Annotated in this window: 20 protein-coding genes, 2 pseudogenes and 1 CRISPR repeat array; of the genes and pseudogenes, 10 read left to right on the top strand and 12 right to left on the bottom strand. The window is 69.4% G+C overall.

Annotated features, from left to right (window positions below; translation table 11 throughout):
* The 3 genes and pseudogenes from EZJ19_RS13800 to EZJ19_RS13790 all read left to right on the top strand — a co-directional run.
* Positions 1-218 (top strand): annotated as a pseudogene (locus tag EZJ19_RS13800) (alkene reductase); the annotation flags it as partial.
* 6 nt (positions 219-224) lie between these two features.
* Positions 225-545, top strand: a complete 321-nt coding sequence (locus EZJ19_RS13795; RefSeq protein ID WP_131448566.1) for a hypothetical protein — start codon at positions 225-227, stop codon at positions 543-545.
* Positions 546-547: 2 nt separating this feature from the next.
* A complete protein-coding gene (locus tag EZJ19_RS13790) occupies positions 548-1,138 on the top strand; it encodes an SAM-dependent methyltransferase (protein ID WP_131448564.1) in 591 nt (196 codons plus the stop codon).
* Between the two features lie 34 nt (positions 1,139-1,172).
* Here EZJ19_RS13790 and EZJ19_RS15945 read toward each other — a convergent pair whose 3' ends face one another.
* The 5 genes and pseudogenes from EZJ19_RS15945 to EZJ19_RS13770 all read right to left on the bottom strand — a co-directional run bounded on the left by EZJ19_RS15945 (position 1,173) and on the right by EZJ19_RS13770 (position 9,982).
* Positions 1,173-1,760 (bottom strand): ATP-binding protein, encoded by a 588-nt coding sequence (locus tag EZJ19_RS15945; RefSeq protein ID WP_165873582.1) that lies wholly within the window; start codon positions 1,758-1,760, stop codon positions 1,173-1,175.
* A gap of 200 nt (positions 1,761-1,960) precedes the next feature.
* Positions 1,961-2,068: pseudogene (locus EZJ19_RS16820) on the bottom strand (histidine kinase dimerization/phospho-acceptor domain-containing protein); the annotation flags it as partial.
* 59 nt (positions 2,069-2,127) lie between these two features.
* On the bottom strand, positions 2,128-2,925 hold the full coding sequence (locus tag EZJ19_RS13780; RefSeq protein WP_131448559.1) for a c-type heme family protein: 798 nt from the start codon (positions 2,923-2,925) through the stop codon (positions 2,128-2,130).
* Positions 2,922-8,735 (bottom strand): PAS domain S-box protein, encoded by a 5,814-nt coding sequence (locus tag EZJ19_RS13775; RefSeq protein ID WP_131448557.1) that lies wholly within the window; start codon positions 8,733-8,735, stop codon positions 2,922-2,924. Before EZJ19_RS13775 ends, EZJ19_RS13780 begins: the two co-directional genes overlap by 4 nt.
* Positions 8,736-8,746: 11 nt before the next feature.
* Positions 8,747-9,982, bottom strand: coding sequence for a response regulator (locus EZJ19_RS13770; protein ID WP_131448555.1), 1,236 nt, complete (start codon positions 9,980-9,982; stop codon positions 8,747-8,749).
* Between the two features lie 137 nt (positions 9,983-10,119).
* Between EZJ19_RS13770 and EZJ19_RS13765 the strand changes: the two genes are divergently transcribed.
* Genes EZJ19_RS13765 through EZJ19_RS13755 form a run of 3 tightly spaced genes read left to right on the top strand, consistent with a single transcriptional unit; the run spans position 10,120 to position 11,824 of the window.
* Entirely contained in the window at positions 10,120-10,380 is a 261-nt protein-coding gene (locus EZJ19_RS13765; RefSeq protein ID WP_131448553.1) for a DUF2249 domain-containing protein, read from the top strand.
* Positions 10,380-11,477: a hypothetical protein gene (locus EZJ19_RS13760; protein WP_131448551.1), complete on the top strand. Its 1,098-nt coding sequence runs from the start codon at positions 10,380-10,382 to the stop codon at positions 11,475-11,477. The genes EZJ19_RS13765 and EZJ19_RS13760 overlap by 1 nt, the downstream gene beginning before the upstream one ends.
* Before the next feature lie 56 nt (positions 11,478-11,533).
* Positions 11,534-11,824 (top strand): type II toxin-antitoxin system HicA family toxin, encoded by a 291-nt coding sequence (locus tag EZJ19_RS13755; protein WP_131448549.1) that lies wholly within the window; start codon positions 11,534-11,536, stop codon positions 11,822-11,824.
* Here the strand turns inward: EZJ19_RS13755 and EZJ19_RS13750 are convergent.
* The 3 genes from EZJ19_RS13750 to EZJ19_RS13740 are packed head-to-tail and all read right to left on the bottom strand — an operon-like array spanning position 11,803 to position 13,929.
* A complete protein-coding gene (locus EZJ19_RS13750) occupies positions 11,803-12,672 on the bottom strand; it encodes a M23 family metallopeptidase (RefSeq protein WP_131448547.1) in 870 nt (289 codons plus the stop codon). The genes EZJ19_RS13755 and EZJ19_RS13750 overlap by 22 nt on opposite strands.
* A gap of 19 nt (positions 12,673-12,691) precedes the next feature.
* Positions 12,692-13,114 carry a bactofilin family protein gene (locus EZJ19_RS13745; protein ID WP_131448545.1) on the bottom strand — a complete coding sequence of 141 codons (423 nt, stop codon included), beginning with the start codon at positions 13,112-13,114 and terminating at the stop codon, positions 12,692-12,694.
* A gap of 44 nt (positions 13,115-13,158) precedes the next feature.
* Positions 13,159-13,929 carry a DUF6776 family protein gene (locus EZJ19_RS13740; RefSeq protein WP_131448543.1) on the bottom strand — a complete coding sequence of 257 codons (771 nt, stop codon included), beginning with the start codon at positions 13,927-13,929 and terminating at the stop codon, positions 13,159-13,161.
* 40 nt (positions 13,930-13,969) lie between these two features.
* Between EZJ19_RS13740 and mutL the strand changes: the two genes are divergently transcribed.
* From mutL to miaA, 3 genes are read left to right on the top strand one after another with little or no spacing between them, the layout of a single operon-like run.
* Positions 13,970-15,739 carry a DNA mismatch repair endonuclease MutL gene (gene mutL, locus EZJ19_RS13735; protein WP_131448541.1) on the top strand — a complete coding sequence of 590 codons (1,770 nt, stop codon included), beginning with the start codon at positions 13,970-13,972 and terminating at the stop codon, positions 15,737-15,739.
* Positions 15,739-16,122 carry a S24 family peptidase gene (locus EZJ19_RS13730; protein WP_131448539.1) on the top strand — a complete coding sequence of 128 codons (384 nt, stop codon included), beginning with the start codon at positions 15,739-15,741 and terminating at the stop codon, positions 16,120-16,122. The genes mutL and EZJ19_RS13730 overlap by 1 nt, the downstream gene beginning before the upstream one ends.
* Positions 16,119-17,066 (top strand): tRNA (adenosine(37)-N6)-dimethylallyltransferase MiaA, encoded by a 948-nt coding sequence (gene miaA / locus EZJ19_RS13725; protein ID WP_131448537.1) that lies wholly within the window; start codon positions 16,119-16,121, stop codon positions 17,064-17,066. The genes EZJ19_RS13730 and miaA overlap by 4 nt, the downstream gene beginning before the upstream one ends.
* Here miaA and EZJ19_RS13720 read toward each other — a convergent pair.
* The 4 genes from EZJ19_RS13720 to EZJ19_RS13705 all read right to left on the bottom strand — a co-directional run bounded on the left by EZJ19_RS13720 (position 17,058) and on the right by EZJ19_RS13705 (position 21,381).
* The gene (locus EZJ19_RS13720) at positions 17,058-17,900 is read right to left on the bottom strand and encodes an HDOD domain-containing protein (protein WP_131448535.1); all 843 of its coding nucleotides are present in this window, start codon (positions 17,898-17,900) and stop codon (positions 17,058-17,060) included. The two genes, miaA and EZJ19_RS13720, sit on opposite strands and share 9 nt — an antisense overlap.
* Before the next feature lie 20 nt (positions 17,901-17,920).
* Positions 17,921-19,438 carry a type IV pilus assembly protein FimV gene (locus EZJ19_RS13715; RefSeq protein ID WP_131448533.1) on the bottom strand — a complete coding sequence of 506 codons (1,518 nt, stop codon included), beginning with the start codon at positions 19,436-19,438 and terminating at the stop codon, positions 17,921-17,923.
* A gap of 82 nt (positions 19,439-19,520) precedes the next feature.
* Positions 19,521-20,867 (bottom strand): exodeoxyribonuclease VII large subunit, encoded by a 1,347-nt coding sequence (xseA, locus tag EZJ19_RS13710; protein WP_131448531.1) that lies wholly within the window; start codon positions 20,865-20,867, stop codon positions 19,521-19,523.
* An 85-nt stretch (positions 20,868-20,952) separates the two neighbouring features.
* A complete protein-coding gene (locus EZJ19_RS13705; protein ID WP_131448529.1) occupies positions 20,953-21,381 on the bottom strand; it encodes a hypothetical protein in 429 nt (142 codons plus the stop codon).
* Between the two features lie 425 nt (positions 21,382-21,806).
* Here EZJ19_RS13705 and EZJ19_RS15935 point away from each other — a divergent pair, with 425 nt between their 5' ends.
* Positions 21,807-21,980 (top strand): hypothetical protein, encoded by a 174-nt coding sequence (locus tag EZJ19_RS15935; RefSeq protein WP_165873581.1) that lies wholly within the window; start codon positions 21,807-21,809, stop codon positions 21,978-21,980.
* 258 nt (positions 21,981-22,238) lie between these two features.
* A CRISPR array of direct repeats spans positions 22,239-25,436; the repeat unit is 37 nt; unit sequence GTTTCAACCCACGCCCAGCCTTGCGACTGGGCGGATC.
* Positions 25,437-25,482 lie beyond the last annotated feature (46 nt).

The raw sequence follows: 25,482 nt of genomic DNA, 5'->3' as shown, positions 1-25,482 counted from the left end.
GCAATCTGATCCGCAACAACGGCTACGGCTACAGCGCCGCCATGGCCGCCGTCGAGTCCGGTGCGGCGGACGCCATCGCCTTCGGCCGCCTGCTGATCGCCAACCCGGACCTGGTCGAGCGGTTCCGGCGCGGTACCCCGTTCAACCCCATCGACTTCGCGACGTTCTACACCGGCGAGGAGAAGGGCTACACCGACTATCCGTTCCTCGCGGGCTGAGCGCCCATGGCCAAGCGGCTGTTGATCCTGCTCCCGGCGCTCGCCCTCCTGGCGGGCTGCGCCGGTTCCCGCGACGTCCGGCGGGCGGACGGCTGGATGACCCACGTGATCAGCTGCAGCGGGCCCCTGCTCAACATGGGCCATTGCCTGGAGAAGGCGGGCGAGGTCTGCCGCGGCTACGGCTACACCATACTCAACGTCGAAGGCGGCGAGTTGCCGGCGTCGGCCGACGCCATGCCGACCGGCGGCCTGCCGGACGTGCCGACCTCGACCTCGGGCCTGCTCGACTTCAAGGCGCGCAAGCTCTACGTACGCTGCAACGGCTGACCATGTGGGACCAACGTTACGATCGCGAGGAGTACGTCTACGGCACCGCGCCGAACGACTTCCTGGTCGCCAGCGTCGGCCGCCTGCGCACGGGCGGACGGGTGCTCTGCCTGGGCGAGGGCGAGGGGCGCAACGGGGTCTGGTTGGCCGGGCAGGGGTTCCGGGTCACCGGCCTGGACGCCTCCGCCGTCGGCCTGGCCAAGGCGCACCGGCTGGCCGAACAGGCCGGCGTCGAGATCGAGACCCGCCAGGTCGACCTCGCCCAGGCCGACCTCGGCAGCGCGGAATGGGACGCGGTGGTGTCGATCTTCTGCCACCTGCCGCCCGACCTGCGCCGCCGGGTCCACGCCGGCGTGGTACGGGCGTTGCGGCCCGGCGGCGTGCTGGTGCTGGAGGCCTATACGCCGGCACAGCTCGACCACGGCACCGGTGGACCGCCGCACGCCGCGATGATGATGGACCTGGCCACCCTGGCGGAGGAGTTGTCCGGCCTGGAGTTCGAGCACGCCGTCGAACTACGCCGGGAGGTGCGCGAGGGCCAGGGCCATTTCGGCCTCGGCGCGGTGGTCCAGGTGGTCGCCCGCAAGCCCTGAGGGGTGCGGCGAACGGCGGCGGCCGGCGCCTGGCTCAGCCCGCCGGGTGCTGCCATTCCCGGAGCAGCAGGGCGGCGGCGCTGAAGTCGAAGTTGGCCATGGCCCGTTCCAGGTCGGCGTAACGCTCGCCCATCCGGCCGCGCAGCGCCGGGCTCAACTCGGCATAGGCCTCGATCGCCTCGATGTCGTCCTGTTCGAGCAGGGCGACCAGGCGACCGATGTCGGCATCGGCGGCGCCGGGGCCGTCGGGGTCGCTGGCGTCGTCGGCGCGTACCAGGTCGAGGCATAGGGTGAAAGTGCTGCCCACGCCCGCCTCGCTGGCCACCTCGATATGGCCGCCCATGCCTTCCGCCAGGCGTTTGCTGAAGGCGAGGCCGAGGCCGATGCCGGCATGGCGGCGCTGGGTCGTCGCGTCGGCGATCTCGAACGGATGGAACAGCCTGGCCTGCGTTTCCGGGCCCATGCCGATGCCGGTGTCGGCCACCGCCAGGCGCAGGTGAACCCGGCCGTCGGCGCTCGGCCTGGCTTCCAGGCCGAGGCCGATCCGGCCCTGGTCGGTGAACTTGATGGCGTTGTCGACCAGCTTGCCGAGTATGTGGCGGATGCGGTTCGGAGTGCCCACCAGGCGCAGGGGGTGCCCAGGTGGTCGGCCACTTCCAGGCGCAAGCCCTTGGCCGAGGCCGCCGCGCGCTGGCGCAGGGCGATCTCGCGCAGCAGGCGGGCGGGGTCGAACACCACGTTCATCTCGTCCGGCGGCCGGACTTCCAGGCGGGTGAAATCGAGTACCTCGGTGAGCAGGCCGAGCAGATTCGTTCCGGCCCGATGCAAGGCCTCGACATGGGCCTGCTGGTTGGCGTCGAGCCGGCTGCCACGCAGCAGGGCGGCCATCCCGAGGATTGCGTTGAGGGGCGTGCGCACCTCATGGCTCATGGTCGTCAGGAAAGCCGTCTTGGCCTGGCTGGCGGCTTCGGCATCGTCGCGCGCCTGGCTCAAGGCCCGGTTGCTCGCCTGCAGTTCGGTGCGCGCCGTTTCCAGGTCGCCGATGTGCTGGGTGAGCTCCAACCAGCGCCGGCGCAGCAATTCGAGCAACAGCCAGGCGAATAGGGCGACGACCAGGAAGACCGCGAGATGACTGACGGTTTCCCGGTGCAGCGTGGGTGCCAGGCTGGCTTCGACCGGCGCATAGGGCAGGCTGACGCTGATGCCGCCGCGCACGTCGCCGACCTTGTAGCCCTGGTCGGCGTGGCACGGCAGGCAGGCCGGGGTGACGGCAAGGGGGCCATGTAGCGGAGGAGACGGCCGCCGCCGGTACCGACCAGTTCGATGCGTTCCTTCAGGCCCCGTTCGAAGGCATCCAGGGCCTGGCGTTCCCAGTCGTCCGGCGCGTTGGCCGGGCGCAAGGGCTTCCGGCTGGTGATGTGGAAGGCGACCTCGCCTTCGGCCTTGGCCATCTCGGACAGCTGGCGCGTCATGTAGGCCGGGTTGATCATGGTCAGGCGAACGCCTTGCTCCGTCGTCAGGTCGCGCAGCCGGTGCTTCAGGTAGGGGTTGGGCTGCACCGTGTCGGTGACCGGGACGTAGACGCCCTGGTGGTCGGCGTTCCAGGCCCGGGTCAGGACCACCATCCGGAAGACGTGGCGGATGCCTTCGGTGGCGACCTCGAAGCCATGCCGGCGCTGGTCGTCGAGGTTGGCGTGCAGGGACAGCGCCGTCATCCCGGCCCAGACCAGCAACGGGATGAACCACCACAGCCGGCAACGGAAGAAGGCCGGTATGTCGCCGTTCATGGCCGGTCGTGCTCGGCCAGTCGCGGACACCCGGCGACGGCCTCGTCGAGCAGAGCGACGGCCTGGGCGAAGTCGAATGCCTCGATCTGGCGGCGCAATGTCGGCACCACCTTGGGCAACGTCGTTTCGAGCATCGGCAACGCGGCGCGGAAGGCGTCCTGGGCCCCGATGTCGTCGCCGACCAGAAGGAGGCGCAGGCGCGCCACGGCGGCCGCGGCGGCCGGCCAGTCGACCGCCGTCGCGGCCGCTACCGCGCCGCGGACCGGGAGGCCGCGCAGGGCGCCGGCAAAGCGGGCCTGGGCGGCCGCCAGGCGGCCGGCCAGGTCGGTCACCGCGACGTCATCGGCGCCGTTGCGGAAAGCCATGTCGAGGTCGGTCGCCAGGTCGCGCACCTCGTTCAGGCCGAGCGTGCCGGCGGCACCTTTCAAGGTGTGGGCGATCAGGCGGCCGCCGTCGCGGTCGCCGGCCTGGCAACGCTGCAGCAGGTCCGTCATGTCGTGCTCGTGCGACTCGACGAAACGGCTGAGCAGTTCGACATACTTGTCCAGGTTGCCGCGCAGGCGCTTGAGCCCGGCCTCGGGATCGAGGCCCGGCAGGGTGGTCAGGATGGCGTGCAGGTCGCCCTCGACCCGTGCGGCCGGACGGCTGCCGCCGGACAGGTCGGGCAGCCATTTGACCAGGGCCGAGTAGAGGACGTCGGGATCGACCGGCTTCGCGACGTGGTCGCGCATGCCGGCGTCCAGGCAGGCCTGGCGGTCCTCCTCGAAGGCATTTGCGGTCATCGCCAGGATCGGCACGTCGGCATAGCTGGGCATGGCCAGGATGGTACGGCTCGCCTCGATGCCATCCATGATCGGCATCTGCACGTCCATGAGGATCAGGTCGTAGTGGTTGAGGCGGGCCAGGTCGACGGCGATCCGGCCGTTCTCCGCCTCGTCGGCGTCGAGCCCGACATCGCGCAGCAGGGCCAGGGCGACGTCGCGGTTGATGGCGTTGTCCTCGACCAGCAGGAGGCGGGCGCCGCGCCGGCTCGACAGCGCCCCGGAACTGGGCGGATGCAGGTGCTCCGGTTTGCGCTGGCGGCCGCTGAACAGCTCGGTCAGGACGTCGTACATGTCGGACGGCGTGACCGGCTTGGACAGGAAGGCGTCGATGCCGGCCTGTTCGAGGTCGCGCCGCGACACCCGGTGGCCGTAGGCGGTGAGGAGGACACGCACCGGCGGCGCCTGCAACGGCAACTGCTTCAGGCGCTGCGCGGTCTCCAGGCCATCCATGCCCGGCATGTACCAGTCCATGATCACGACCGCGAACGGCCTGCCCGCCGCCTCGGCTTCCTGTACCGCGGCCAGGGCCTGTTCGCCGGCGCCGACGGAGGCGACCTCCAAGCCCAGGCGGACGAGGGTTGCACCGGTCACCTCGCGGGCGGCGTCGAGGTCGTCGACCACCAGGGCCCGGCGGCCCTTGAGGCCGGCCCGGACGATGGGCCTGGGCGGCTTGGCGTGCGAGCGCGCCAAGGGCACCTCCAGCCAGAAGCGGCTGCCGGCGCCCGCCTGGCTGTCGACCCCGATCTCGCCGTCCATCAGTTCGGTCAGGCGTTTGCTGATCACCAGGCCGAGACCGGTGCCGCCGAACCGCCGCGTCGTCGAACTGTCGGCCTGCTCGAAGGGCTGGAACAGGCGCTCGCGCTGCTCGGGCGTGATGCCGATGCCGGTGTCGATGACTTCGAAGCGCACCCGCAGGGTATCCCCGGATTCGGCGACCTGGCGGCAGACGATGCGGACCGAACCATGCTCGGTGAACTTGATCGCGTTGCTGGCGAAGTTGAGCAGCACCTGGCCGAGGCGCAGGGGATCGCCGCGCAGCATCACCGGCAGGCTGTCGAGGTCGGTGATCAGTTCCAGGCCCTTGGCGGCGGCCTTGTCGCCGACCAGGTTGACGACGTGGGCAACCACCTTCTCGAGTTCGAAGTCGGTGATCTCGATGAGCAGCTTGCCGGCCTCGATCTTGGAGATGTCCAGGATCTCGTTGATGATGCCGAGCAGGTGTTGTGCGGAATCGGCGATCTTGTCCAGTTGGGCGGCCTGATGGTCGTCGACCCGGCTGCGCCGCAACAGGTGGGCGAGCCCGATGATGGCGTTCATCGGGGTACGGATCTCGTGGCTCATGTTGGCCAGGAAGGAGCTCTTGGTGCGGTTGGCGTTCTCCGCCACCAGCTTGGCCGCGGCCAGTTCCGCGGTCCGGTCGGCGACCACCTCCTCGAGGTGTTGGCGGTGCCGCTCCAGTTCGAGCTCGGCCTCCTTGCGCGCCGTGATGTCGCGGTTCACGCCGCGCCGGCCGCGGAACTGGCCACCCTGGGTGATGGCGGGCTGGCAGACGTGTTCGATCCAATGGATGGCGCCGTCGCGGGCGCGGATGCGGAACTCCATGCGGGCGTGCGGCGCGCCCTGGCGGGCGGTCCCGATGACCTGGCGATGCCGGCTCCAGACCTCGCGGTCGTCCTCGTGCACCAGGCTGGCCATCAGCTCGGCGTCGGCCATCAGCGCCTGCGGGGGATAACCGCAGACCGCCTCGCAGCCGGGCGAGACGTAGACGAAGTGGCCTTCGGGATCGACCCAGTACTGCCAGTCCGGCGAATAGTCGGCCAGGATGCGGTAGCGCTCCTCGCTGGCCGTCAGTTGCTGACGTGCCAGGACCTTGTCGCTGATGTCCTGCACGGTTCCGGCGGCGCGCGCCGGGTTGCCGTCGGCATCCGGGAAGATCTCGGCGCGCTCGTGTACCCAGCGGGTTTCGTCGCCGACCAGGATGCGGTGTTCGATGTCGTAGGGCGTGCCCGCCAGGGCGGCCGTCCAGGCCGCCACCATGCGCTCGCGGTCGTCCGGATGGACCCGTTCGGTGAAATTGGCCAGGCCGAGCGGCGTGCCCGGGGCGACGCCGAACAGGCGGTAGGTCTCCTCCGACCAGGTCAGGCGGTCGTTGGCCAGGTCGAGCTGCCAACTGCCGACCCGGGCGACCCGCTGGGCCTGCCTGAGGGCCTGCTCGCTGGCGCGCAATTGCTCCTCGGCCTGCTTGCGCTCGCTGATGTCCTGCAGCGTGCCGGTGAGGTGGACCTGGCCGCCCGGGTCGCTGACCCGGCCGCTGCAGCGCAACTCGCCCCAGAACGGCGTGCCGGCGGCGTCGCGCAGGCGGCACTCCAGGGTGAACGGGGTGCCGTCGTTCAGGGCCCGCCACCAGGCCGCGCGCACCCGGGCACGTTCCTCGGCCAGGAAGTATTCCAGCCAGGCCTCGAAACCGGTGGGCACGCTGCCTGCCGGCAGCCCGAGCAGATACGGTATCTCTTCGGTCCAGACCAGGCTGTCGTCGGCCGGATTGCCCTTCCAGCCGCCCATGCGCGCGATGGCCTGGGATTCGCGCAGGAACCGGTCCGAATCGCGCAGGGCCCGCTCGGCCTGCTTGCGCTCGGTGATGTCGTGCCAGACCGCCACCACGCAGTTGCGCCCGCCCAGGCGTACCACTTCGTTGCTGGCCCAGATATCGCGCACGCTGCCGTCGCGGCTCCGGTGGGTGATCTCGAAGCTGCCGCCGCCCTGTTCGATCACCAGGGCCACGGCTTCCTGAACCTCGGCGCGGCTCAGCTTCCCCTGCAGGTCGACCAGGTCCAGCTGGGCGAATTCCTCCCGGCCGTAGCCGAGCAGCCGGCAGGCGACCTCGTTGAATTCGATAAAGCGCAGGCTCTCGGCATCGATCAGCGCCATGCCGTCCCCGGCCTGGTTGAAGATGGAGCTGAACTTCTCCTCGCTTTCGCGCAGGGCCTGTTCGCTGGCCTTGCGGTCGCTGATGTCGCGGCTCACCGTGATGATCACGTTCTCGCCGCCGATGCAGGCGCCCCGGGCACTGACCTCGGCGTCGTAGATGGAGCCGTCCTTGCGCATGTGCCGGGTTTCGAAGGTGGCGTTGACCGCCGGCACGTCCGAGAAGGCCGCTCTGACCTCCGCCTCCGAGAGTTCGGCCTCGAAGTCCCAGGTATGCAGTTGGAGTATCTCCTCCAGGGGGTAGCCCAGCATCTCGGTGAAGCGTTGGTTGGCCTCGACCACCTGGTGTTCTTCGTTGAAGATGGCGATGCCGTCGCGCGAGATGTCCATGAGCTGGCGCCGGCGTTCGACGGCTTCGCGCATGGCGGCCTCGGCCGCGCGTACCGCGGTGATGTCGTGGGCGATGCCCAGCACGCCGATGAGTCTGCCCTGGCTGTCGTACATCGGCGTCTTGGTGGTGTCGAACAGGCCCCGGTAGCCGCTGTCCGCGAAGGTCAGCCATTCCTCGTTGCGGCGTGGGCCACCGGCCGCGACGGCGGCCCGGTCGTTGGCGCGGAACATCTCCGCCTGGCCGGCATCGATGAAGTCGTCGTCGTTCCGGCCCACGATTTCCGCCTCGGCATGGCCGTACAAGGCCTCGAAGCGCGGGTTGCAGGCCAGGTAGACGCCGTCCGGATCCTTCAGCCAGACCAGGTCCGGGATGGTCTGCACGAGCGTCTTCAGGAAGCCGCGCTCCTGCTCCAGTTGGGCCTTGGTCCGCTCCAGCACGGTGACGTCGCGGGAGACGCCGAGCAGGGCCGGGCGGCCGTTCCAGGTGCCGCGCACGATGCGGGTGTCGACCGTGATCTCGCGCCCGTCCGGGGCGAGCAGGGGCAGGGTTCCCCCCGTTGCGCCGTCGCCGGCCAGGCCCGCGGCGAGTATCTGCATGGCGCGCTCGTGCGCGCGCTCCGGATGCAGGGTGAGGACGTGGCGGCCGATCAGGCCGTCGCCGTAGCCGAGCCTGTCGCGCAGGGCCGGGTTGGCGTGCAGGATGTGGCCGCCCAGGTCGAGCACGAACACGTAGTCGTCGATGGTCTCGAAGAAGCCGTCCAGGTTGCACCGCTCCTGGGCCGCCTCCTCGGAGACGAGGAGGCGCTCCAGGGCCTGGCCGAACTGGACCGCGAGGCCCTCCAGGAACCGGACGACCGGCACGCTCAGGCGGTCGACGTGGCGGCTTGCCACGTACAGGCTGGCCATCGGCTGGCCGCCCGGGCTGACCGGCAGGGCCGCCAGGGCGCGCAGCCCCTCGTCGCGCAGGTGGGGCTGGCGGATCAGCTCCGGGTCGGTGCAACACTCGCAGGCGTCGGTGCAGCTCCAGGTCAGGCGGTCGGCCGGGATGGCGTGGGCACCGAGCGAATCGGGCCCGTATTCGGACGAGTGGGCCAGGAAATTCTCGCTGAAGCCCCGGCTGGCCGCCAGGGCGTAGCCACCTTCCGGGCGCTGCCAGTAGAGGCCCACGGCGTCCAGTTCGTCGAGCCCGAGGACCGTGTCCAGGACCGCTTCGACGAGACGGTCGCGATCGTCGTTCTGCGCCAATACGGTATTGAAGGCCTGCTGCAGGCGGAACAGCCCCTCCTCCTGTTTGCGTACGCTGACGTCGGTGTTGGCGCCCAGGCTGCGCAAGGGCTGGCCGGCGGCGTCGCGGGCGACGACCCGGCCCCGGGTATGCAGCCAGCGCCAACTGCCATCCGCCTTGGCGAACCGGTATTCGATGTCCACGGTGGCGTCGCCGCCGGTTCCCGCCAACGCCGATGCGACGCCGGCCCGGTCGTCCGGGTGGACGCGCGCCAGCCAGTCCGCGAGATGTTCCGGCAGGGTCAGGTCCGGGTCGGCCGGGCCGCCTGCGCGCAGGGTCAGCCGGTCGCCGGCGTGATCGTATTCCCAGACGTCGATGCCGACCGACTCGAGCAGTTCGCGCAGTTGGCCGTCGGCGGCCGGGGCGGCATCGGGGCGGTTGGCCATGGCCGCGCCGTTCAGTCGGCCAGGCCGATGGCGCGTTTCTTGGCCGACAGGCTCTCTTCGGTATCGGCGAAGCGTTCGAGTATCTGTCCGAAGATGTCCAGGTTGGCCAGGAAGGCGCTCACCACGTCGGGGTCGAAATGCTTGCCGCTGCCGTCGCGGATCAGTTCCACCGCCTGCTCGAACGGCATCGGCTCTTTATAGATACGTCGGCTGACCAGGGCGTCGAATACGTCGGCCAGGGCCATCAGGCGCGGGGCGACCGGGATGCCCTCGCCGGCGAGGCCGTCCGGGTAGCCGCTGCCATCCCACTTCTCGTGGTGCCAGAGGGCGATGTCCTTGGCTACGGCCAGGAACCCCAGCGGGACCTGCTCGAGTTCCTCGACGGCCGCCTCGAGGGCGTTGTGGCCGAGTCGGCAATGGGCTTGCAGGGCCTCGTATTCCTGCTCGTCCATCTCGCCGCGCATGGCCAGGTCGATGGCATCGCCACCGATGCGGCTATGCCGTTTCATGGTTTCGAACTCTTCCGGGGTGAGGCGGCCGGGCTTGAGCAGGATGTGGTCGGGGATGCCGACCTTGCCGATGTCGTGCAGGGGGGCCGACTTCACCACCATGCGGATCATCGCCTCGTTCAGGAAACCGGCGAAGCGGGGATGGCGCTTCAGGTGGCGGGCCAGCACCTCGACATAGGCCTGGGTGCGCCGGATATGGTTGCCGGTCTCGGTATCGCGCGTCTCGGCCAGGCTGGCGAGCGCGCGGATGCTGATGTCCTGGATGAGCTGGTTGTCGCGCATGCGCCGCTCGACCTCGGCCTCCAGGTAGGAATTCTGGTTCTTCAACCAGTCGCGCGCCTGTTTCAGCTCCAGCTGGGCGGCGACCCGGGCGAGCACGATGGCCGGCTTGATCGGCTTGGTGATGTAGTCGACCGCGCCCAGCTTGAGGCCGCGTTCCTCGTCGTCGATGCTGTCCATGGCGGTGACGAAGATGACCGGGATGTCCTGGGTGACCGGGTCGTCGCGCAACTGCCGGATCACCTCGTAGCCGTCCATGCCCGGCATCATGACGTCGAGCAGGACCAGGTCGGGCTTCGGGTCGGTGACCGCGATCTGGAGCGCGCGCTGGCCGGACGGGGCGACCCGGACGCGATAGGAAGGCTTCAGCAGCTGCCCGAGCACGGTCAGGTTCTCCGGCGTGTCGTCGACCACCAGGATGGTTTGCTGGGGCCCGGCCGGCCCGTTCGAATGAGTCATTCTCTACCCCTTACGGCATTCGACAACGCTATCGGCAAGTCCGGATAAACCTTTAGGGTTGCCGGCCTGACTAAGGTCAAGGCGACGTCGGCCCGGTTGCCGGACCATGGCGCTCCCTTCGCCTACGAGTGTCCGCCATGTACATCGCCCTGCACGACCACAGCCGCCCGGACGGCATCTACGCCTTCGACGCCCGCGGCATCGACCGGCGTTTCCGCCACGCCGCCATCTTCGGCGCCCTCGACGCCCTGAGGGCCGGCGAACGCATGCGCTTCGCCAACGACCACAACCCGCTCCCACTGCTGCAGCAGCTGGGCGAGCGCTACGGCAGCGCCGTCCAGGTGCGCTATTTGCGCCAGGACGAGGCCGGCGTCGTCATCGACTTCATCCGGATCTGATGCTGGTCTTCCTGGTTGCCGCCACCCTGGCCCTGCTGCTGGCCGGACTGGCCCTGCCGGTGGCCGCGTCGGTCTCGGCGCCGTTCGCCGCCCACCTGGTCCTCGCGCTGGCGGTGATGAGCCTGATCACGGCGGCCATGCAGCACTTCGTGCCGGTGCTGGTGCGCGGCCGCGGCGCCGGCCGCTGGCTGGCCCGCCTGCCCTGGCTGATGGCCCTGGCGGGCGCCCTGGCCGCGGCGGTATTCGGCGGCTGGCTGGCCTATGCCGCGGTCACCGTCGCCGCGCTCGTCGGCCTGGCCGGTGCCGCCACCATGCTGGCCTGGATGACGGCACGGGCCCGTGCGGCGCTGGGCCCCGCCCACCCCGGCCTGGCCTGGTACGTCGCCGCCATGGCCTGCCTGGCACTCGGCCTGGCCGCCGCCGCGCTGATCCCCTGGCTGCCAGGCTGGCACGCGGCCTTGCGGGCCTTTCACGTCCATATCAACCTGTACGGCTTCGTCGGCCTGACGGCGGTCGGCACCTTGCAGGTGCTGATGCCGACCGTGGCCGGACGGCCGGACCCGGACGCCGCGGCACGCTTGCGCCGCGACCTGGTCTGGGCGGCGTCCGGGGCGCTCATGCTGGCGGCGGGCAAGGCATTCGACGCGGCCGTGCCGGTCTGGCTGGGCATCGCCGCCTGGGCCTGGCCGCTGGCCCGCCTCGCGCGTGCCTGGGTGCGCCTGCACGGCCGGGCGATGGTGCGCCTGCACGGCGGCGAGCCGGTCCTGGCCGCGGCGCTGTTCGGCTTTGCCTGCGCACTCGTCTCCGCCGGCCGCCCGGACACCGCGCCGCTCGCGGTGTTCCTGCCCGGATTCCTGTTTCCCCTGGTCAGCGGCGCGGCCGGCCACCTGGCCCCGGTCTGGGCCCGGCCGGGTGCCCCGGCCGCCGTCCAGGCCGAGGCGCGGCGCCGGTTGAACCGGCACGGCGGCCTCCGGGCCCTGCTCTTCGCAACCGCCGCGGTCCTGCCGGCGTTGGCCTACCCGTGCGCCGGCATGCCCGGCCTCACCGCCCTCGTCTGGTTCCTGGCCCTGTTTGCCGCCTGGCTCTGGAAAGACTGATTGCCGCCCACCTTGGAAGGCGTATGCTGTATCCGCTTACCCATGAGGGGGTATCCATGAGCCACAAGCACGATCACTTCATCCGCGCGATCTTCCAGGACCCGATCAGCGCCAACATACACTGGCGCGAGGTGGAATCCTTCCTGCATCACCTGGGGGCGGAAATGGAACCGATCCAGGGCGCCCGTTTCAAGGTGGTGCTGAACGGCGTCGAGGGCGTCCTGCACCGGCCCCACCACAGCAACGTGTGCACCCGGCAGGAAATCAAGCACCTGCGCGAGTATCTGGCCTCGGCGCGGGTGACGCCCTCCCTGTACGAGGCGATTCAGGAACGTCCGGACAAGTAGCCGATCGGGTTCTGCGGCACGCCGTTGCGGAGCACCTCGAAGTGCAGGTGCGGGCCGGTCGACCGGCCGGTCGAGCCCATCTCGGCGATCTTCTGGCCCCGTTTGACCAGGTCGCCCTTCTTCACCAGCAGGCGCGAGGTGTGGCCGTAGCGGGTCACCAGGCCGTTGCCGTGGTCGATCTCGACCTCGTTGCCGAATTGCGGGTGGCTGGTCGCGGTCAGTACGACGCCGCTCTCGGCGGCCAGGATGGGGGCGCCCAGGTTGTCGGCGAAGTCGAGCCCGTCGTGGCGGGCGCGCTGGCCGGTGAACGGATCGATGCGGGTGCCGAACACGGACGACACGTAGCTGCTTTCGGCGACCGGCCGGTCCATGGGCAGCTTGCCCTGGCTGGCCTGGCGCAGCAACAGCTCGGCGTCCAGGACCAGCAGGTGGTCCGAAGCCAGGTCCATCTGCTCGGTCAGGCGGTCGAGCAGGGCGGCGAGGTCCGCCGTCGTGGTCGGCCGTTCGGGCGCCAGGAGGGGGCCGCCGCGGCCCGGGTCGCGACCGCCGGCCTCGGGCAGGGGCACGCCGGTCTTGCCGGCGACCCGTTCGCCGATCGCGGTCAGGCGCGCCAGGCGGGCCTGCAACTCGCCGACCCGGGTGGCCAGTTGGTCGACCTGCCGGCCGCTTGCGCTGGCGGGGACCAGGATGGTTTGGACGGGGGCGCCGCCGGCCGCGTACTGGAAGCCCAGGAAGGCCGCCGCCAGGACGGCGACCGCCAGCACGCCGGCGAACAGGGCGATGTGGCGGGCACCCAAACCGAAGCTGACGGTGCGTCCCTGTCCCTCGGACATGAGTATGACGTGCATGGGGAGTCCTCCGGGGGTGTCAGGCGGTCTGGCGGTTGGCCTTGTGGGCCTCGATGTCGAGCTTGACGACGGAGTCGGCCTCGGCGTTGTCCTGGTGGATCAGGCGGCCCTCGACGACCGCGCCGGGATGCATTTCCAGGGTGCGGTATTGGACGTCGCCGACGACGCGTGCCTTGGCTTGCAGTTCCAGGCGGTCGGCCACCCGGACGGTACCGGTGATGCGGCCGTTGATGATCGCCTGGGCGGCCCGTACCTCGCCTTCCAACTGGGCCAGCTCGCTGATGATGAGGACGCTGTTCTGGTTGCCCAGGACGTTGCCTTTGACCTGGCCGTCGACCCGCAGGCCGCCTTCGAACTGGACGTCGCCTTCGATGCGCGTTTTCACGCCGATCAGGCAGTCGATGCTGCCGGTGTTGCCGCTACTGGTCTTTTTGCCAAACATGACGGGATGCCTATCGATGTCGGGGTTAGGGACGATTCGCGATGTCAGGGTCTGTAGATCGACTCCGCGACGAGCTTGCCATTGTCCATCACACGGGCCACCGCGCCAAGCAGTTTTGCCCCGGGCGGGGCCTGGAACTGCCCCTCAACGCGTTGATAGCGTTGAAATTCCAGGGCCTCGCTGATCTTTCCGGCGTCCGCCGTCTGGGCGACACGGTCCTGGCCGCCCTGGCGGTAGCGGACCTGGAGCTGGAACTCGCCGACGAAGCTGCCGCCGACCTTGCCGGAGCGCATGATGAGCAGGCGGTAGCGCCAGGTGCCCAGGTTGCCGGCGCTGCTGGCCGGCTCGATCCGGAAGCCGCGGATGCTCGGCCGGCCGTCGTTCTCCGCGCTCGGAAACAGGTTGTCGAACAGGGCCAGGTCGCGGTTGAGGCGGTTGCGCTCGTCCTCCAGCTTGAGCAGTTGCGCCTCCATGGACTGGTGTGCGCCCTGCTCGATATGCAATTGCGTGCTGGCCGTCTCGAGGGCGTTGGTGAGTTCGGCGGCGCGCGCGCGCAGCTCGGCGTTCTCGCGCTTGAGTTCGGTCATGCTGCGGGCGGTGCTGAAACTGTCGTAGCCGGCGCTGTACTGGCCGCCCAGGAAGAGGGCCGCGCCGGCGACGGCCGCGACCACGGCGACCAGGCCGCCCCAGAGCAGCCGGTTCTGCCAGGAGACCGGCTTGCGGATGACCACCCGGGAAGTCAGCTGGGCCTTCGTCTTGCGCTGGAAAATGCCTTTGCGCGCGGCCCGGCGTGCGAAGAAAGACTTGATCGGCATCGCGGGATTGTACCCCGCCGGCCCAGGGTAAAATGGCGCTATGCGCAAAATCCGCCTGTTACCCGACCTGCTGATTTCCCAGATCGCCGCCGGCGAGGTCGTCGAGCGGCCGGCCTCGGCGCTCAAGGAACTGGTCGAGAACAGCCTGGACGCCGGTGCCCGCGAGATCCGGGTCGAACTGGAGGAGGGCGGCATCCGCCTGATCCGGGTCGCCGACGACGGCCAGGGCATCGCCGCCGACGACCTGGCGCAGGCGCTCGCCCGCCACGCCACCAGCAAGATCGCCAGCCTGGCCGAGCTGGAATCGGTGGCCAGCCTGGGGTTCCGCGGCGAGGCGCTGGCCAGCATCGCGGCGGTTGCCCGCCTGGGCCTGACCAGCCGCACGCCCGAGGCGGAACACGCCTGGCGCATCGCGGCCCAGGACGGCGCCCTCGGGGCGGTCGAGCCGGCGGCGCTCGGGCGCGGCAGCGTGGTCGAGGTGCGCGACCTGTTCTTCAACACCCCGGCCCGGCGCAAGTTCCTGAAGACCCCGGCGACCGAGTATGGCCACTGCGAGGAGGCGCTGCGCCGGGCCGCGCTGGCCCGCCCCGAGGTGGTGTTCGAACTGCGCCACAACGGCAAGGTGGTCTGGCGCCTGCCGCGCCAGGATGCCGAGGCGCGTGCGCTGGCCCTGCTCGGCGAGGAATTCGAGGCGGCCGCGCGCAGCCTGGACGAGGCCGCCGGCGAGCTGCGCCTGGCCGGGCTGGCCGGGCTGCCCGCCTACAGCCGGTCCGGGCGCGATGCCCAGTACCTGTTCGTCAACGGCCGCTACGTGCGCGACAAGCTGCTCGGCCACGCGGTGCGCGAGGCCTATCGCGACATCCTGCATTACGATCGCCACCCGGCCTACGTGCTGTATCTGACCCTGCCGCCGGACCAGGTCGACGTCAACGTCCATCCGGCCAAGACCGAGGTGCGCTTCCGCCAGGCCCAGGCGCTGCACGGCTTCGTCTTCCATGCCCTGGAGCGCGCGCTCGGGTACGCCCGGACGGCGGCCCCGGCGGCGGGCGTGGCCGCCACGCCGCCGGTCATGCCAGCCGCCATGCCGGCGCGGCCGGCCTTCCAGCAGGCCATGCCGCTGCGCACCGGGGAAACCCAGGCCTACTACGGCATGGTCGCGGCCGCCTTGGCCGAGGTCCCGATGGCCGAACCGGCCTTGCCCGGCCCGGCGGCCGAGGACACCGCCGCGCCGGCCCTCGGCTACGCGGTCGGCCAGGTCGGCGGCATCTACGTCCTGGCGGAGAACGCCCAGGGCCTGGTCGTGGTCGACATGCACGCCGCCCACGAACGTATCCTGTACGAGGGCCTCAAGTGCGCCCTGGCCGAACGGGGCCTGGCCGCCCAGCCGCTCCTGATCCCGGTGGTGTTCCAGGCCACGGCCCTCGAGATGGCCACGGCGACCGAACACGGCGAGGTGCTCGCGGCGATGGGTTTCGAGATCACCGCCGCGTCGCCCAGCCACCTCGCGGTGCGCGCCCTACCGGCCATGCTGGCCAAGGCGGATGCCGAGCGGCTGGCGCGCGAGGTGCTGAAGGACATCCATGCCTTCGGCGCCAGCGAGGCCCTGACCGCACACCGCGACGAGCTCCTGGCCACCCTGGCCTGCCACGGCGCGGTACGCGCCAACCGCAGGCTGAGCCTGCCCGAGATGAATGCCCTGCTGCGCGACATGGAGCGCACCGAACGGGCCGATCAATGCAACCACGGCCGGCCGACCTGGTTCCAGCTCACGCTGGCCGACCTGGACCGGATGTTCATGAGAGGAAAGTGATGACAGACAAGAAACCGTTTCCGCTGCCGGTCAACCCGGCGCCGCAGAGCATCGAGGACGACTTGGTGGCGTCCGCCTGCGCCGGCGGCGAGCCCTATGCCCTCATGGTGCTGGGCGACTCCATGCTGCCGGAGTTCGAGGAGGGCTGGGTGATCGTGGTCGAGCCGAACGGCCTGGCCAAGGACGGCTCCTACGTGATCGCCTGGGCGAACGACGAGTACATCTTCCGCCAGCTGGTGCGGCACGACGACGGCTGGATGCTGAAGCCGCTCAACCCGCTCTACCCGAACATCCCCGTCGACGCCGACCTGTCCGCGGTAAAGGGGGTGGTGATCATGAAAAAGAAGCCGGGCCGGCGCAAGGAATTCAAGTCCTACCTATGACCGGCGCCGCGGGCCGGCCGCCCGCCGTGTTCCTGATGGGGCCCACCGCGAGCGGCAAGACCGACCTGGCGGTGGCCCTGGCCGGGCGCTTCCCGTTCGAGTTGATCAGCGTCGACTCGGCCTTGGTCTACCGCGGCATGGACATCGGCACCGCCAAGCCGGACGCGGCCACGCTGGCGGCCTGCCCGCACCACCTGGTCGACGTCGTCGATCCGACCGAGCGCTATTCGGCCGGGCGCTTCCGCAGCGACGCCCTGGCGCTCATGGCGGAGATCGGCGCGCGCGGCCGGATTCCCTTGCTGGTCGGCGGCACCATGCTCTATTTCAAGGCCCTCAAGGACGGCCTCGGCGCGGCCCTGCCGGAGGCCGACCCGGACCTGCGGGCGGAACTGGAGGCGCGGGCGGCGGTGTCCGGCTGGCCCGCCCTGCATGCCGAACTGGCCGGCTTCGATCCCGTCGCGGCGGCCCGCATCAAGGCCAACGACAGCCAGCGCATCCAGCGCGCCATCGAGGTGTACCGGCTGACCGGGCGACCGCTCTCGGAACTGCTCGACCAGCCGGCCCAGGCGTTGCCCTACCGGCTCATCGAGTTGGCCGTGCAGCCGCCCGAGCGGGCCGTCCTGCACGAGCGCATCAACCGGCGTTTCCGGATGATGCTGGAGGCCGGCCTGGTCGACGAACTGCGCCGCCTGCGCGCCGGGTACGCCCTCGATCCCGCCCTGCCGGCCATGCGCAGCGTCGGCTACCGCCAGGCCTGGCAGTTCCTGGAGGGGGAGATCGACGCCGCCGGGTTGTACGAGACCGGTGCCGCCGCCACCCGGCAACTGGCCAAGCGCCAGATCACCTGGCTGCGCAGCTGGCAGGGTGCCCGGCATTTCGACAGCACCCGGCCGGATCTGGTCGAGGCGGTGTCGGCCTGGCTGGCGGAACGCCTGTCAGAATAGCGCCGAGTGCAGCGCCGCCAGGTCGTCCCGGGCCATGGCCACGATGACGGCCTGTTCCTCGGCGTCGATGACCTTGGTGGACACCGTGCGCTGGCCGGCGGCACGCAGGTCGTCGGGCACCCAGTCGCTGAGTTGCTGGCCCAGGCAGTCGGCGCAGGTCAGGATCGCCGTCCAGGTGTTCATGCTTTCCACCGTGGTGGGCGCCTCGTGGTCCTGGACCGCGGTGAGCACGTCTTCGGGCTGGCCCATGGCCGAAAGCAGGGCATGGCCGATGCCGTCGTGCCACTGGAACACCAGGCGCACCAGCTCCGTGCCGTCGGCCGCCAGGACCGGGTCCTGGCTGCAGCGGAAGAGCAGATAGAAGGCGCCGATGTCGTGGACGATGCCGAGGAAGAAGGCCTTCTCCGCATTCATGCGCTGGCGGCGCGCCAGCAGCCGGGCCAGCGCGGCGACCCCCAGCGAGTGTTCCCAGATCGCGTTGGCGATCGGCTGCAGCGGCTGCATGTGCTTGGAGCGGATGAGCTGCTCGACCGAGAGGGTGTAGGAAATGGTGCGCACCGCGTCCAGGCCGATGCGCATGATCGCCCGGTTGAGCTCGGTGATCTCCGGGCCGGAGCCGCGTACCGCTACGGAATTGGCATAGGCCAGCACGCGCGTGCTCATCAGCGGCTCGGCCTGGACCATCTCGGCCAGCTTGTCGATCGTGGTGTCCGGGTTCTTGAGCAGGGCCTGGACGTGCAGGGTCAACTCGAACGAGGTCGGGAAGACGACGTCGGAGCCCGACAGTTCGCGGGCGATCTGGCTGAGAAGGCGGGAGGCTACTTCGTCGAACATACGTGGTTACCGGCGATAGGTCAGACGGCGGAGGCGGCGTCCGCGTTCAGTTCGCGGAGGACGTTCCGGAGCATCAGGATGTCGCGCACGATGTCGAGCGCGAAGCCCAGACGCTGGCCACCCCGGTTGTCCAGCAGCAGGTGGTTGATGTAGTCGAGGCAGGCCTGGCTGCCCCAGTTCGTGGACAGGCGGGCCATCACGTGCGGCAGCGATTCCAGGCTGAGCGGGCCCGCTACGGGACTGGCCGCATAATCGCTCCAGTCGGCGATGGCGACGTTGTAATACTTGTGCAGGTCGGCCGCCAGGGCGTCGAACTCGGCGCGCTGGTTGGACTGGTGGTACAGCTCGAGCAGCTTGAGCCAGGGGTCGACCGACTGCCGGGGGTTGTCGCGGATATGCTGGCGGAGGGCGTCGATGGCCTGGCCGCTGCGGCCGAACGCCAGCATCACCTCGGCCAGTTCCATGACGTGGTCGAACGCGGCCACCGAGTTGACGCCGAAATCGCTCGGCTGGATGGTCTTCGCCTCGATGCCGTCCGCGTTCGGCTTGCCCACCTCGATGGCGGCGGGCGGCTCCGGACGCGCCGTGGCGGGCCGGGCCGGACGCATGGCGGTGGCGGCTGTCGGCGCCAGTGCCGGCGTCAGTTCGGGTTGCGTCCGGGCGGCGGCCTGCGACGCCACCGGCCGCGGGCGCTCGCGCCGGCTGCTCGGCATGGCCGGCAGGGTGCGGTTCTGGAAGTCATAGTGGCGTTCGCGCCGCTTCAGCCAGAGTGCGACGAGAGCGGCCAACACCAGTGCCACCGGCAGCCAGAGGTACGGCGACCAGGTGCGCGGGGCGGCCGGGGCCGGCTCGACCGCCGGTTCATCCGGGCTGGCCGGGGCCTGCTCCGCCGGCGCGGGCGCCGCCAGTTCCGGGGCCGGTTCGGGCATGGCCTGGACCGGCGCTGCGGGGGCGACCGGTGCGACGATCCGTGGCTCGGGCGGCGGCGTGGCGACGCTCGCTGCCGCCACGGGGGCCTTGCTTGCCTGTGCGGTACTGCGGTGCCTCGGCTTGGCCGGCGGGCTGACGGCACGGCGACGGCCGACGGGCGCGGCGGCCTCGGCACGGCGGCTGCCGGTGTCCGGGGCCGCGAGCGGCGCCGCGACGACGTGCGGCGGCGTGGCATTGGCGTCGTTGGGCGACAGCAGGATGACGAAGTCCTTCTGCATCGTCGGGCCACAGCCTTCGGTCCGCAGGGTGAACTCGAGGACAGGATCGTTGACCGGCCGGTCGGTGCTGATGGTGACGTAATGGCGGCCGTCGCGGTTGATCACGTCGATTTGGGCGCGGCCGAGGTCGGGGTGGTGGAGTGCAGGGCCGACCAGGCGTGCGCAGTGGTCGAGGAACGCCGTACCCTCGTCGAGGCTGACCGGCACGCTGGCCCGCAACGGCTCGCCCAGATGGCTGCTGACAGCGACCTCGCCAAAGCCAAATGCATGTGCCCCGAAACTTACAAGCAACGGTATCAGGGCCATCAATCGGCGGAGGGATATGGGCATCGGTCCTTGGCTATTATTCTGGCTTTTTGAAATTCTAGCCAAATATTGCCGGAGAAAGTTGATTTGCCGTGATTTTTCGGCGTCAAGCCGGGTGGCGCCGCTTGGCCTCCGCCGCGACGGCGGCGAGGTCGCCGCGCGCCAGGGTGATCTGCAGGGCATCGCCCGGCGCCACGGCGGCGGGGTCGCGCAGGATGCTGCCGTCGCCGGCCCGGACGATGCCGTAGCCGCGTTCCAGGACGGCGCGCGGATTGAGGCTGCCGAGCCGGCCGGCCAGTGCGTCGGCGGTCGCGGCGTTCCGGTCCAGGCCGGTGCGGAGCGCAAAGCCGAGGCGCTGGCGGAGCGTCGCGACGCGGCTGCGGCCATGGCCGAGGTCGGGTCTGGCGGCGGCGAGGCGCACCGCCAGGCGGTCCAGGGCCTGGTGTTTCCGGGCCAGCGTGGCGCCCCTCGCCAGGTTCAGGCGGTGCGCCAGCTGGGCGACCTGGCGGCTTTGCGCGGCGAGGCCGGCGGCCGGGTGGCGCAGGCGCCGGGCGACGCCGTCGAGGCGCTGCGCGAGACCGTGTAGACGGCGTTGCATGTCGGTGTTCAGGGTCCTGCCCAAGTGGTCGACCCGGCGCTGCCACTCGGCGCGGTCCGGCGTGGCGGCCTGGGCCGCCGCGGTCGGGGTCGGGGCGCGCAGGTCGGCGGCAAAGTCGGCGATGGTGAAATCGGTCTCATGGCCGATGCCCGAAACCACCGGTACCGGGCAGCCGGCGATGGCGCGCGCCACCGCCTCGTCATTGAACGACCAGAGGTCCTCTATGCCGCCGCCGCCGCGCACCAGCAGGAGTACCTCGCACTCGGCCCGGGTCCCGGCGGTGGCGATGGCGGCGGCGATCTGGGCCGCGGCCGTACTGCCCTGGACCAGGGTCGGGTAGAGGACCACCCGGGCGAGCGGCCACCGGCTTCGCAAAGTGGTGAGGACGTCGTGCAGCGCCGCCGCGCGCGGCGAGGTCACCACGCCGACCACGGCGGGCCGTTCCGGCAACGGACGTTTGCGCCCGGGGTCGAACAGGCCTTCCTTGTCCAGCTTGTTCTTGATCCGGAGGAATTCCTCGAACAGGGCGCCCAGCCCGGCCCGGCGCATCGCCTCGACGCTGAGCTGGAATTCGCCGCGCGCCTCGTACAGGGTCGCCTGCGCGCGCACCTCGACCTGCATGCCGTTTTCCGGGCGCCAGTCGACGAACTGGTTGCGGTTGCGGAACATCGCGCAGCGGACCGCGGCCTGGTTGTCCTTCAGGGTGAAATACCAGTGCCCGGACGGGGCGCGGGTCAGGTTCGATATCTCGCCGCCGATCCAGGCGACCGGCAGGGCGCGTTCGACGGCGAGGCGGGCCAGGCGGTTGAGTTCGGCGACGCTGAGGACGCGCGACGTCGGTTCGGCTTCGGACATGGATCGGCAGACTGGACTCGGGGGTGGAGTCGTCGATTGTCTCCGATCCCGGCGGCCGGGTTCAATCGGCCGCCGGCGCGCCGGTTCAGCCGGCCAGGTTCTCCAGCAGGTCGACCACGACGCGGGTGCGGATGTCCAGGATGCCGATGTCGGTGCCGACGAGCACGCGGATGTAGCCCTTGGGCAGCGGCGACAGCCGGGCCTCCAGGTCACGCGGCAGGGACACCCAGGTGTAGCCGAACGGATAGGCCTCGCCCTGGCGCAACTTGATGATCCGGCCCGCGGTCATGCCCGGCTGGTGGCCCTGCCGGTAGTAATCCCGGATGGCGGCGACGTCGCGGTCGCTGAACATCGCGCCGCCCTCGTCGTGGAAGTCGCGCGGCGCCGGTTCGCGTTCGCGCACCTGGGCCTTGTGTTCGCGCGCCTGCACCTCGCGCTCACGCACCTGTACCTCGCGGTCGCGTGCTTGCGCCTCCGGAGCATGTGCCTGTGCCTCGCGGTCACGCGTCTGCACCTCGTGTTCGCGCGCCTGCGCGTCGCTATTGGGCGGCGGCGTCTGGCAACCCGCCAGAGGAACTAGGAGTGCGGCTAACAGGCAGATGGACGGAAGGTTGGGTCTGATCATTGCGGTTTCCCCTACGGATGGATGCTGGATTTCGTGCTCGCCTCACCCCGGCTGCCATCGGTACCGACAAGGCACGCCCGCCTCGACCTGGTGCCTTCCTCTCCCTGAGGATCCGGAGGTATTTGGCAAATGTAATAAAAACACATTATGTGTAATTTAAACCAGCTAAAACGATAAATATATACTAAAGTGGTATTTATTACCTATTGAGTTCCACAACATGGGCGAGCGACCGGCCGCCAAAGGGGCGAGTGTGCGTTTTTGCGACGTGCGGAAGGCCCATGGCGCCCGGCGCGTGAGGGTTGAAAGTGACGATGACCATTCCCCGTACCGACCACCAGACGGCGGCATTCGTCGACCAGGGGATTGCCATTGCCGAGCAGGAGGGATTCGGTCAGGGCTATGTGTTCATGCGCGACCACAACGTCCCCCTGACTGTGGTGTTGCGCGTGCTGTCCGAGCCTGAGCAACGGCGGCAGCGGCAATAGCGGTGTCGGCAACGCACGGTGCCAAACCTTTGCGAAGGTGGCGTACCTCTCTTCGGCACTCCAACCTCGCGCGCAATATCGTCAAGCAGCGCCGCCCCCGAATTGGGCACTCTGCCTTAGTTCCGAATGACAGTGCAGCTGCTCAACCGAGTTAACTTGGACGTCCTCAGGGCAAGAAACGCTAGCCGCTTGAATCGGCTCCAGCCTTGCGACTAGGCGGATCGTGATCGTCGGGGTGCGGATGTCATCAAGCTCGATGTTTCAACCCACGCCCAGCCTTGCGACTGGGCGGATTAAGAGCGGGAGCTGTGCGAACTGGTGGAGAGCCCGTTTCAACCCACGCCCAGCCTTGCGACTGGGCGGATCCGCAAGAACGTGGCCAGCCAGAACTGGATCTGGGAGTTTCAACCCACGCCCAGCCTTGCGACTGGGCGGATCATCGCCCCGGCGCCGGCGTGCAGCATGCGCTTCTTGTTTCAACCCACGCCCAGCCTTGCGACTGGGCGGATCTGCCATGACTACGCCATCGGCAGATAGGGCGACCGTTTCAACCCACGCCCAGCCTTGCGACTGGGCGGATCCTGGTTGATCTCGGAGGACTGGCGGATGGCTGAGTGGGTTTCAACCCACGCCCAGCCTTGCGACTGGGCGGATCGGCTTCGTCGTAGTCGTCGCGGATCAGCTTGACGACGTTTCAACCCACGCCCAGCCTTGCGACTGGGCGGATCTTCCGCCCGGAGTGCTGATCTTGACCGGCCACTCGTTTCAACCCACGCCCAGCCTTGCGACTGGGCGGATCCTCGGCGGGGTCGAATTGGCTGCCCACCATCACCACGGTTTCAACCCACGCCCAGCCTTGCGACTGGGCGGATCACCCCGGCACCATCACGAGCCATCGCCCCGACGTGTTTCAACCCACGCCCAGCCTTGCGACTGGGCGGATCCTGACGCCGATGCCGGCCGCCACCGAGCGCAGCATGTTTCAACCCACGCCCAGCCTTGCGACTGGGCGGATCGTGGTGTCGCATCGTGATGCGGCTCGGCAATGCGGTTTCAACCCACGCCCAGCCTTGCGACTGGGCGGATCACTGGAACGACATGCACCAGCGCGGCCACCTGGAGTTTCAACCCACGCCCAGCCTTGCGACTGGGCGGATCACCTGCGCAAGGGAACCTGCCCCACCTGCGGCAAGTTTCAACCCACGCCCAGCCTTGCGACTGGGCGGATCTCTCGCCGTGCCGGCTGTGGCGCCGGGTAGCGTTGTTTCAACCCACGCCCAGCCTTGCGACTGGGCGGATCGCCGGCGCGGCCTGGGCCATCCGCGCCAGCAGGGCGTTTCAACCCACGCCCAGCCTTGCGACTGGGCGGATCGCGCCGCGCCCGCACCCTTGGCGCTGCGCTGACCATGTTTCAACCCACGCCCAGCCTTGCGACTGGGCGGATCATTTGCTCCTGAGTCGCTTTCTGGCTGGTCGCCGGGTTTCAACCCACGCCCAGCCTTGCGACTGGGCGGATCTTGGGGGACGGTGGCCTTTTTTTGGTCGAAAGGGGTTTCAACCCACGCCCAGCCTTGCGACTGGGCGGATCAAGTCCCCGCCCTTGGCCATCAACACCACCCAGCCGTTTCAACCCACGCCCAGCCTTGCGACTGGGCGGATCAGTTCAGTGCTAGTACCTAATTGAATTAGCAGGTGTTTCAACCCACGCCCAGCCTTGCGACTGGGCGGATCGTCGATGCCGGTGCCACCGCTCACGTCTTCCAGCTGGTTTCAACCCACGCCCAGCCTTGCGACTGGGCGGATCCTGTGGCTTACCGACGATCACCGACGGAGATGTGCAGTTTCAACCCACGCCCAGCCTTGCGACTGGGCGGATCCCGCATCCGCGTCGACGACCGGGACGCCTGGTGCGGCGTTTCAACCCACGCCCAGCCTTGCGACTGGGCGGATCTTCCGGGTCGGCGCCAGGTCCGTGCGCACCGCCTGTTTCAACCCACGCCCAGCCTTGCGACTGGGCGGATCACCGCCTCGCCCATGGACAGGTGCGCAGCCCGGTTGTTTCAACCCACGCCCAGCCTTGCGACTGGGCGGATCCGGATGCGTTTGGAGAGTCGGCGCCGTTGCCAATGTTTCAACCCACGCCCAGCCTTGCGACTGGGCGGATCTTCCTGCTGACGGCGACGTTTGCCGCTGAGTGCTGTTTCAACCCACGCCCAGCCTTGCGACTGGGCGGATCCTCCAGCGCCCAGGTCGGCATCCTGGCCGAGCGGGTTTCAACCCACGCCCAGCCTTGCGACTGGGCGGATCGCCAGGTTCGGCAGGATGGTGATCGGCTGCGCCTCGTTTCAACCCACGCCCAGCCTTGCGACTGGGCGGATCTCGATGCCTTCGCTGGATCAGGAAAGATGTACCGCGTTTCAACCCACGCCCAGCCTTGCGACTGGGCGGATCCAATACCCCTATTTTTTGTGACATGGAGCAGCCCGGTTTCAACCCACGCCCAGCCTTGCGACTGGGCGGATCATGAGTCGTTTGGTGATTTGTTGCCGGGCATTTCGTTTCAACCCACGCCCAGCCTTGCGACTGGGCGGATCCGCCACGCAGTTTCAACCTCTCGCCACGGCGTAGTTTCAACCCACGCCCAGCCTTGCGACTGGGCGGATCCGGAATGGGGGCGCGGGTGATCTGTGCGGAATATCAGTTTCAACCCACGCCCAGCCTTGCGACTGGGCGGATCCTTCAGGCCGTCCGACATGGACGTGTTGACGGCGGAGTTTCAACCCACGCCCAGCCTTGCGACTGGGCGGATCCCTTGGCCGCGGCCAGGGTCAGGTCGAGCTGGTCGTTTCAACCCACGCCCAGCCTTGCGACTGGGCGGATCGGCTGGATGGCAAGGATCACTTCTTCTCCCCGCAGGTTTCAACCCACGCCCAGCCTTGCGACTGGGCGGATCATGGCCTCCGAAGCCCTGGCCGCGAGCATCATGGAGTTTCAACCCACGCCCAGCCTTGCGACTGGGCGGATCCGCGCCACGGCCTGGACCTGCACCGTTTCATCCGGGTTTCAACCCACGCCCAGCCTTGCGACTGGGCGGATCGCCCACACCGGCTGGCGATGGAGACCCCATACTATGTTTCAACCCACGCCCAGCCTTGCGACTGGGCGGATCCCATGCTCGATTCAGTGTTCAGGGTCGGTTCCAGCGTTTCAACCCACGCCCAGCCTTGCGACTGGGCGGATCGGCAGTCGGCACCCAGGTTGGCCGCGGGCGAGACGTTTCAACCCACGCCCAGCCTTGCGACTGGGCGGATCACGGCGCCAGGTCGTAGGCGGCCGGCGTGGCGGCGTTTCAACCCACGCCCAGCCTTGCGACTGGGCGGATCCGCAGACCTGACCGGGATGCCCCGCAAGATCGCCAAGTTTCAACCCACGCCCAGCCTTGCGACTGGGCGGATCCACCGCGGCCGGCGCGGCACGGAATGGGCCACTGGTTTCAACCCAC

Origin of the sequence: Parasulfuritortus cantonensis (genome assembly GCF_004337445.1) — a bacterium.
Taxonomy (GTDB): Bacteria; Pseudomonadota; Gammaproteobacteria; order Burkholderiales; family Thiobacillaceae; genus Parasulfuritortus; species Parasulfuritortus cantonensis.
The sequence above is the reverse complement of the archived record's forward strand: the minus strand, read 5'-3'. Positions and strand labels throughout refer to the sequence as shown.